This window comes from Brachyspira hampsonii, from assembly GCF_001746205.1.
Classification (GTDB): domain Bacteria; phylum Spirochaetota; class Brachyspiria; order Brachyspirales; family Brachyspiraceae; genus Brachyspira; species Brachyspira hampsonii_B.
In genome coordinates, this window is record NZ_MDCO01000006.1 from 435,646 (window position 1) to 442,590 (window position 6,945).

The following is a 6,945-nucleotide window of genomic DNA, read 5'->3' on the forward strand; positions in this document are numbered from 1 at the left end:
CCTCTTAATTTATTAGAAACTGTATTCTATTTTTTTAATATTTCAAATATTTTATATACCTTTAAGATGTTTTATCAGTAAAAAAAGAATAAAATATTTTTTGGAAATTGTAGAATGAAAAAAAATAAAGAAATAAGTATTGATCAAAAAGTTATACCAAGCCGAATAACATATTATAAAATACATATAATTTATGATAAAATAATATACTTATCATATATTACTGATAATCTTTGTAACAGCAATGAGGCATTTTCTCGTAAAGAATTAAAAGAAAAATATCATAAAGATTTAATATATCTTAAACACAAAAGCAATAAGAAAATAAAAAGAATAAAAAGTCAGTATTGGAATTATAGAAAAAAAGCTGATAAATTAAAAAGTCAATTAAAAATGCGTTGTAGACACTGTGGTATTCACTATGTAGATTTTATGTGTTATTCTAACAAATTATGTAAAGATTGTCAAAATGAATTATTAGAGTTTATAGATGAATAAAATACTGCTTCTATTATTTTTGATTATATTCTTTATAAGCTGTACTACTAAATATGTTACAGTTCCTCTTTCCACTCCGCCTGAAGCATATAAGATAACTGAATGGCAGATTAAAACTCAAAAGGACTTATTCAAAGAGTATCAAAAAACTCTCATAAAACTAAATGAGTGGGAGGCTTGGTATTCTATTCAGACTAATATTAATAAATTGACAATTACAAAATAAAAGATATACTAATTAGATAGCTTAGTTAAACAATCGGTACTCTTTCTCAGAGTACCATTTTTTATATAATTGATTCCAAATTAATAAAAAAGTTTATATCAATTTTCTTTTATTTCTATTCTTCTAAACATTTTTAATATATCATTAAAATGTACACAGTTTTTATTTTCTTTTGTTTTTTTATCCTCTTCCAATTTTTCCTCGTATACCTTTGCTATAGTGTTAAAATGATTACTCTTATCACTAAAGGCTGGGTGATTATATGATACTTTCTCCATAGTTTCATCATCTACTATAATATAATGCTTATAAGTTGTAGATACATTATCATGTCCTAATACTTTGGCTATGTTTGTAATAGGTACTTTATTTTTATTTAAATCTGTTGCATATCCTCTTCTGAAACTATGAAGTGAAAAATTAAAGCCGTATTTTTTACATATTTTGCTTGCTATATGACCTACTGTTTCTGTTGATATAGCTGTACCATTTCTATTAATAAATAAATTATTTTCATCTTTTAATGCTTTTTTACTTCTTTCAGATAAATACAACTTTAAATATTTTTCAGCTACTTCAAATAATGGTACTATTCTTCTTTTCTTTTCGCCTTTAGTGATATTTAAATGTATTCTTCTATTTTCAAAATCTATATTTTCTAATTTTAGATTTACAGCTTCTTTTCTTCTCATTCCTGTAGTTGCTAATAAAACTAATATAGTTATATTTCTCAAATTAGTAAAACTATGCTTTTTATTCTGTGATATTTTCTCTATGATGTCTAATGTTTCATTATAAGAAATGCTCTTTTGTTCTTTTATAACTAATTTTGGAAGTTCTACACTTAATATACTTTCATCAAGATTAGCTTCATAAGCATCATTCAAAAACCTAAAATATTTTTTTACCGCATTTTTGACTTTTCTAGTCATATTTTCGCTTCTTTCTTCAGATATATAACTAAATATTTTCACTATATGTTTCTTTCTTAATTTTGATACTTCATTTTCTCCTAAATATGAGAAAAATATCTTTAATACATAAGAATATCCGTCAAGAGTTGATTTTGTGATTTTACCTTTACAGTAATTCTGAAACTCTTTTAATAATCTTTCATTGAATATTAAATAATCTTCATTTCTATCTTCTTCAAAGATATTTATTGTCATAATATAGCTCCATAATTCTTTTATGGTCTAGTCTATAAAGCTATATACTGTGAATCTCGGCTATAGCTTTATAAACTTTAGATATTCTTATTTATTATTTATAAATACAGTATATATTTATAATAGTAAAGTCAACTTTAAAAGCACTTTTTTTAAAAACTTTAATACTTTTTTATTTTTTATCATTTTTTATATAAAATAATTGACAATTATTATATTATGTACTATAATATAAATGTCAGGTAATTTAAAAAGGAGAATATAAAGAATGGAATTATTACAATCTTTTAATCAAGCTAATATCCGCCATCAATTATATGTATCTGACAGTACCATATTCTCCGATGGCGGTTTTCTTTTGTCTTTTTTTAAAAATATGACTTGTTTTTTAAACAAAAATAATCAATATATGATTTGTTTCAAAACTAATTTTATTTATAATTGCTGAGACTAGCACTTGAACTAATTTTAGTATGTATTCTAAATACGGCAGTAAATTACAAAAATTTTATATAATATCATCAAGATATTTGAAAAATAGTAAAAATAAGCTGACAACTTTAAAGATACCAGCTTGTTTTTTATATTTTATTTTATTCTCTTATGCTTGAAGCTAGATTTATGAGTAACATAATCATCTACAATTTGATAATTTCCAAAAATTTTGTATTTGTATATGGTTAAACCTTCCAAACCTACAGGACCTCTTGCATGCGTTTTGTTTGTAGATATTCCTACTTCCGCACCAAAACCGTATCTAAATCCGTCAGAAAATCTAGTTGAAGCATTACAGTACACATTAGCAGAATCAACATAAGTCATAAACTTTTCTATATTGTTTTTATCTTCTGATATGATTGAGTCTGTATGATGAGAGCCGTATTTGTTAATATGATTGTATGCTTCTTCTGTGTCTTTTACTATTTTTAAAGATACTTCTTTATCTCCGTATTCCAAATGCCATTCTTTTACTTCTCCTATGTCTTGAGTATTCAATATTTTTTTTAGTTCTTCATCACCATTCATCTTTATTTCATTTTCTTTGAATAAGTTATAAAGTTTTGGTAAATACTCTGAAGCAATGTTTTTGTTGATGAGTATAGTTTCAACGGCATTGCAGGCACTTGGATACTGAGCCTTTGAATCTAAACATATTTTTAATGCCTTTTCCTGATTAGCAGATTCATCTATATATAAATGACATATACCATCAGCATGCCCTAATACAGGTATGTTGGTATTTGACTTTATATACTGTACTAAACTGTTGCCTCCTCTTGGTATTATAAGATCAATATATTTGTCCATTGATAATAATTCTTTTATATCCTCTCTTGTGAATACTAAATTAACAGAGTTCTTTGGAAATTCATTTATATTGTTTAGAGTTTCTTCTATTATATTAAATATAGCTTTATTAGTATTTTCACCCTCAGAACCCCCTTTTAAGATAACAGCATTAGATGATTTGATGCATAAAGAAGATATTTGTGATATAACATCAGGACGAGCCTCGAATATTACAGCAATTAAACCAATAGGACATGATATTTTTTTTAATATTAAATTGTCATCAAGTTCAGTTTCTAATAATACTTTATTAATAGGGTCCTCAAGTTTTACAACATCTCTTATACCGGAAATAACATCTATTAATTTATTTTCATCTAGTTTTAATCTGTTAAACATTGATTTAGAAATTTTATTTTCATCAAGAAGTTTTTGAGCGTATTCTAAGTCCTTTTTATTGGCTTCAAATATTTTATCCTTATTTTCTTCTATTTTGTTTGCTATTTCAAGCAATGCTTTATTTTTTATATCAGTATTTAGAGATTGTAATTTATATGCAGCCTCTTTGGCATTTTTTACTAAATCTGTTAATTGCATATTATTCTCCTTAAATATGTTTATAATCTAATTACTGATTAAGCATTAAAGATACCCAATCATTTTTCCTTTTTCTCATGATAATATTTAGCTTGTTTGCTCTTACGGCATTAATCATATATGATTCTTTTTCTAGTAAAATTCCTGATAATATTAATGCAGAACTTGATTTTAATAATTCTTTTAAATCCGCAAGAATATCTATTAAAATATCAGTTTCAATATTAGCTATTACCAAATCAAATTTAAAATTCAAATTAATTAAATCCCTTGCATTTCCAAGTATTACATTATCAAGTTTTATACTGTTGTAATCTGCATTATCAAGAGTGCAATGAACAGCATCATTATCAATATCTATAGAGGTAATATTTCTTGCTCCTAATTTATAAGCGAATAATGATAATATACCGCTTCCGCATCCTATATCAGCAATACTCTTTGAAGCTATATCGTTATTATCAGCATATTCATAAATCATTTCAAGTGCAAGCGATGTGGTTTCATGAGTTCCTGAACCGAATGCATACTGCTTTGCTATATAAAGCGGATTTTCACATTCTCCGCTATAAAAATCTTTTAAATTTGGTACTATAGTAATATCTCCTATATTAAAAGGTTTGAGAAAGTCCATATATGAAGTTAAATATTCTTCAGATTTTAATTTTTCTATATTGTAAGTGTATTCTGCTATACCTTTAATATTTTCTTCTATTGTGTTTAAATTATTTTTTAATATATCCTCATTTTCATTATATATATTGACTATTGAAATATTTTCTTCTTTTATAGGAAACTCTGTATTAAAACCCAATATATTTAATTTACCGCTTTCTATAACAGCTTCAATTATATCTTCAAATCCTCTTTCTGTTTTTATTGATAATGAATATATTAACATAATGACTCCAATAATGATTTTCTATATATTACAATATATTAATAATATTGTTAATAGATTCAATCTTATTTTCCATATCTTTTTTATATTTTATTACAAAAGTATTGTCATTAACTGTGCCTCTTACAGCCTCAAAATCTTTTTCCATAACAGTTTTATCATCAATACCAGAACTTACCATTTTTGCTGTATCATACTCTTTTTCAACATCTTTATAAAATATATTATACGCTTCTTCTAATAATATTTTATGCTCATCTAATAATTTTTTTATAGTTTCTTTGTTAATACTTTCTATGTTATATCTTAATTTAATTATATTAATTACCCAAGATTTTTCATCTTCATAATATATATTGTATAATTTTTCAAACTCTTCAATTAATGTTTTAATGTCATTTATTTTGTTATTTTCTAAATTTTTTATTATATTATCAACTCTATCCTTAGCACATATAAGCCCTCCAATGTCAGACCACTTCTCAAATACATTATTTTTATTATATTCTAAATTCGATACTATCTCATCTATATTTTTAGAATCTTTTATATATGAAAGTATTTTGTTATGTAAGTATAAATCTATTGCTATGGTGTATCTTTTTGAGTATTTATCCAAAGAAGATATTTTTATAATCATATTTTTATATGTTAAAAAATCTCCATTATTATTTTTTTCTTTTTTTATTTTTTCTAATATAGCTTCAGATTTAATCATTTTAGATACAGTGTAAGGACTAAATACATCAAATATTATTAAATCTTTTTTATCGCCTTTTCTTCTGTCTCTGTCTCTCCATTTATTTTCATCTCTTGAAAGACCAACTCCGAATAAATTTAAAGCAGGTATAAGTCTTGTTTGATGATATCCATGTTCAGTTATATATGAAAAAGGAAAATCTGAAGTATCAACATTATCATAATGTGCCCCTATAACAGTTGAAAAAGCCCCTATATGAGAAGGCCATAAAATATAAGAGTTGCTTCCTGTTTTGCATCCTCTCTCCATAAAACCATGATGATAAGGTCCTAATTTGTACATGTGATTGCTTTGATTAGTACCGCTTCCTGCATTAAAAAATGAAAAATGACTTGCTATTAAAAGTGTTGCTTTATGATGGGTAACAGTATAAGGACCTGCAAATATAGAGAACATCTCTCCATGCTCACCTTCGCAGTTAGCAAAAAGAAGAGAGTCCTCGCAGGAAAACTGCCTTGCAAGTCTTACTCCCTCTCCTATAAAAGCCTTTTTTATTACTGTGCTGTCTGTGATATCTGCACCTTTAAGAACGATAGAGTCTTTTAATATAACAGAAGTTCCTATATATGAAGGACATTCTTTTGTGCTTATAACTGTTGTATTGCTGATTTCATCTGCATTTTCTACAGTGGTGTATGGATCTATTAAAGAATTTTTTATTAGTCTTGCATTTATTATTTTGGCATGTTTTTTTATTTTTCCGAATTTTCTTGTTTTTTGTTTGGCATATTCATCTATCATATTATTAATTTTTTCACGCATTAATTTTTCATGTCTGTATATTGCAACTAAATATGCTATATGAGAATTAAGTCTATTAAATATTTTTACACTTCTTCCATCGCCTTCCATAATCGGAGAGGTTTCAACTCCATTTCCGAAACTGCTTTTTCCTTCCATATATATAGAACCTGCATTTTCTATTATGACGCCATTTTCTATTTTATAATTTGCTATAAATCTTCCTATATTATTTATATACACATTTCCGTTTATAAATACATCTATTAAAGTGGCTCTATTAATAGAAGCAGGCACACTCAATTTTTTATAATATCTTACATTTCCATTAAGAGAGTTAATTTTTACTCTTCCATGAAACTGAACATCTTTTATTCTGCTTAAATCTACATTTTTGATGAGTATTTTATCCCAAGACTGAGAAGAACAGCCCTGAGATTTAAGAAAGTTTATTTCTTCATTTGTAAGATTTCTAAAATCTTTGTCTTGTTTTTTGAAAATATACATAATTAAAAGTTTTCCTATTTTTATTATTTATTAATCATTATGTTAACTTTATTGTTTTTTGTAAAATTTTTGTAAAAAATAAAATTCGTTAAAAAATGAAAAATATTAAAGATTATATATTAAAAATAAATAATTTTCTATTACTTTTTATTGGCTGCTTATTTTTATATTTACTAAATTTAAAAAAAATTAATATCATATATTGACTTTATTGTTATATAAGTATATTATTATATTATAATATACTTATATAAAG

At 25.0% G+C, this 6,945-nt stretch carries 6 protein-coding genes; 2 read left to right on the forward strand and 4 right to left on the reverse strand.

All coding sequences use genetic code 11. The annotated features are described in order from the left end of the window. Positions 1–114: 114 nt before the first annotated feature. Positions 115–498, forward strand: coding sequence for a hypothetical protein (locus tag BFL38_RS05155; protein WP_069726043.1), 384 nt, complete (start codon positions 115–117; stop codon positions 496–498). Continuing rightward, positions 491–724: a hypothetical protein gene (locus tag BFL38_RS05160; RefSeq protein WP_069726044.1), complete on the forward strand. Its 234-nt coding sequence runs from the start codon at positions 491–493 to the stop codon at positions 722–724. The genes BFL38_RS05155 and BFL38_RS05160 overlap by 8 nt, the downstream gene beginning before the upstream one ends. 98 nt (positions 725–822) lie before the next feature. Here BFL38_RS05160 and BFL38_RS05165 read toward each other — a convergent pair whose 3' ends face one another. The 4 genes from BFL38_RS05165 to BFL38_RS05180 all read right to left on the reverse strand — a co-directional run bounded on the left by BFL38_RS05165 (position 823) and on the right by BFL38_RS05180 (position 6,689). Next, positions 823–1,893: a tyrosine-type recombinase/integrase gene (locus BFL38_RS05165; protein WP_069726045.1), complete on the reverse strand. Its 1,071-nt coding sequence runs from the start codon at positions 1,891–1,893 to the stop codon at positions 823–825. 588 nt (positions 1,894–2,481) lie between these two features. Further along, positions 2,482–3,780, reverse strand: a complete 1,299-nt coding sequence (locus BFL38_RS05170; RefSeq protein WP_069726046.1) for a glutamate-5-semialdehyde dehydrogenase — start codon at positions 3,778–3,780, stop codon at positions 2,482–2,484. A gap of 31 nt (positions 3,781–3,811) precedes the next feature. Continuing rightward, entirely contained in the window at positions 3,812–4,681 is an 870-nt protein-coding gene (locus BFL38_RS05175; RefSeq protein ID WP_069726047.1) for a 50S ribosomal protein L11 methyltransferase, read from the reverse strand. Positions 4,682–4,709: 28 nt separating this feature from the next. Further along, positions 4,710–6,689 carry a DUF4954 family protein gene (locus tag BFL38_RS05180; protein WP_069726048.1) on the reverse strand — a complete coding sequence of 660 codons (1,980 nt, stop codon included), beginning with the start codon at positions 6,687–6,689 and terminating at the stop codon, positions 4,710–4,712. Positions 6,690–6,945: the final 256 nt, after the last annotated feature.

What these genes read in the sequence shown, in the direction of transcription:
- BFL38_RS05155 (WP_069726043.1), top strand. Translation starts at nt 115, where the DNA reads ATGAAAAAAAATAAAGAAATAAGTATTGATCAAAAAGTTATACCAAGC.
- BFL38_RS05160 (WP_069726044.1), top strand. Translation starts at nt 491, where the DNA reads ATGAATAAAATACTGCTTCTATTATTTTTGATTATATTCTTTATAAGC.
- BFL38_RS05165 (WP_069726045.1), bottom strand. Translation starts at nt 1,893, where the DNA reads ATGACAATAAATATCTTTGAAGAAGATAGAAATGAAGATTATTTAATA.
- BFL38_RS05170 (WP_069726046.1), bottom strand. Translation starts at nt 3,780, where the DNA reads ATGCAATTAACAGATTTAGTAAAAAATGCCAAAGAGGCTGCATATAAA.
- BFL38_RS05175 (WP_069726047.1), bottom strand. Translation starts at nt 4,681, where the DNA reads ATGTTAATATATTCATTATCAATAAAAACAGAAAGAGGATTTGAAGAT.
- BFL38_RS05180 (WP_069726048.1), bottom strand. Translation starts at nt 6,689, where the DNA reads ATGTATATTTTCAAAAAACAAGACAAAGATTTTAGAAATCTTACAAAT.